This window comes from Methylobacterium sp. B1, from assembly GCF_000333255.1.
GTDB lineage: Bacteria > Pseudomonadota > Alphaproteobacteria > Rhizobiales > Beijerinckiaceae > Methylobacterium > Methylobacterium fujisawaense.
In genome coordinates this window covers 1-1,363 of sequence record NZ_BACT01000832.1, presented here as the reverse complement: position 1 = coordinate 1,363, position 1,363 = coordinate 1, and the positions used below count along the sequence as shown (strand labels likewise).

Here is a 1,363-nt window from a genome sequence, read left to right as displayed (position 1 = left end):
GCTTCCCGATCTCGCGACCCCGGCCGCCCTCGGCGGCCTCGCCCTCGGCTACGCCCTGGGCTCGATTCCGTTCGGGCTGATCCTGACCAAATTCGCCGGCCTCGGCGACGTGCGGGCCATCGGCTCGGGCAATATCGGCGCCACCAACGTGCTGCGGACCGGCCGCAAGGGCCTTGCCGCGGCGACCCTGCTGGGTGACGCCCTCAAGGGAACTGTCGCCGTCCTGCTCGCCAAAAACCTGGGCGAGGGTGCGGCGCTCGCCGCGGGGCTCGGTGCGTTCCTGGGGCACCTGTTCCCCATCTGGCTCGGATTCAAAGGCGGCAAGGGTGTCGCGACCTTCATCGGCGTGCTCCTGGCCTTCAATGCCGCGGCGCTCGGTCTCTTTGCAGCGATCTGGCTCGGGCTCGCTTTCGCGCTCAAGTATTCGTCGCTGGCGGCACTTGCGGCATCCGCGGCGACACCCTTGGCCCTGTGGGCTCTCGGTGCGCCGGCCCAAGCTTTGCTGTTCCTCATCTTGGCCGTGCTGCTATGGTGGAAGCACGCGCCCAACATCCGCCGGCTCGCAAACGGCACCGAGGGGCGCATCGGCCAGAAAGGCTGAGCGCACGCGCGCCACGCGCGGACCTTGGGGAAGTGCATGCAGCTCACCGACGCGCAGCGGCTCGACTGGCTGCGGCTGATCCGGACCGAGGGCGTCGGGCCGCGCACCTTCCGGAGGCTGGTGAACCGGTTCGGCGGCGCGGCGGCCGCCCTGGACGCCCTTCCGGATCTCGCAGGCCGCCAGGGTCGGCGGATCACGCCTCCGACGCGCAGCGAAGCCGAGGCCGAGATCGCGGCGCTCGCCCGCCTCGACGGCCGCCTGATCGCCACGGGCGAGGCGGACTATCCCCGGCTCCTCGCGCAGGTCGACGCGGCGCCGCCGCTCCTGGCCCTGCGCGGCGCCGGCATCCTGAACCGCCCGGCCGTTGCGCTCGTCGGTTCGCGCAACGCCTCGACGGCAGGGCTCGCCTTCACGGAGCGGCTGGCCCGCGGCCTCGGGGAGGCCGGCCTCACGGTGGTCTCGGGCCTCGCCCGCGGGATCGACGCCCGGGCGCACAGGGCCAGCCTTCCGACAGGAACCATCGCCGTGATGGCGGGCGGCCAGGATCGGATCTACCCGGCGAGCCACGCGGCCCTGGTCGAGGCCATCCTGGGGGAGGGCGGCGCCGTCCTGGCCGAGATGCCCATGGGCTGGGAGCCCCGCGGACGCGACTTCCCGCGGCGCAACCGGATCATCTCCGGCCTGTCCTACGGGACCGTCGTGGGCGAGGCCGCCCGCCGCTTCGGCTCGCTGATCAGGCGCGCTACGCCCTGGAGCAAAACC

General features: G+C 72.9%; 1 protein-coding gene and 1 pseudogene. Both read left to right on the top strand.

What is annotated here, in order from left to right:
- Positions 1-55: 55 nt before the first annotated feature.
- On the top strand, positions 56-601 hold the full coding sequence (gene plsY, locus I53_RS24125; protein ID WP_083936144.1) for a glycerol-3-phosphate 1-O-acyltransferase PlsY: 546 nt from the start codon (positions 56-58) through the stop codon (positions 599-601).
- A gap of 36 nt (positions 602-637) precedes the next feature.
- A pseudogene (locus I53_RS24120) lies at positions 638-1,363 on the top strand (DNA-processing protein DprA); the annotation flags it as partial.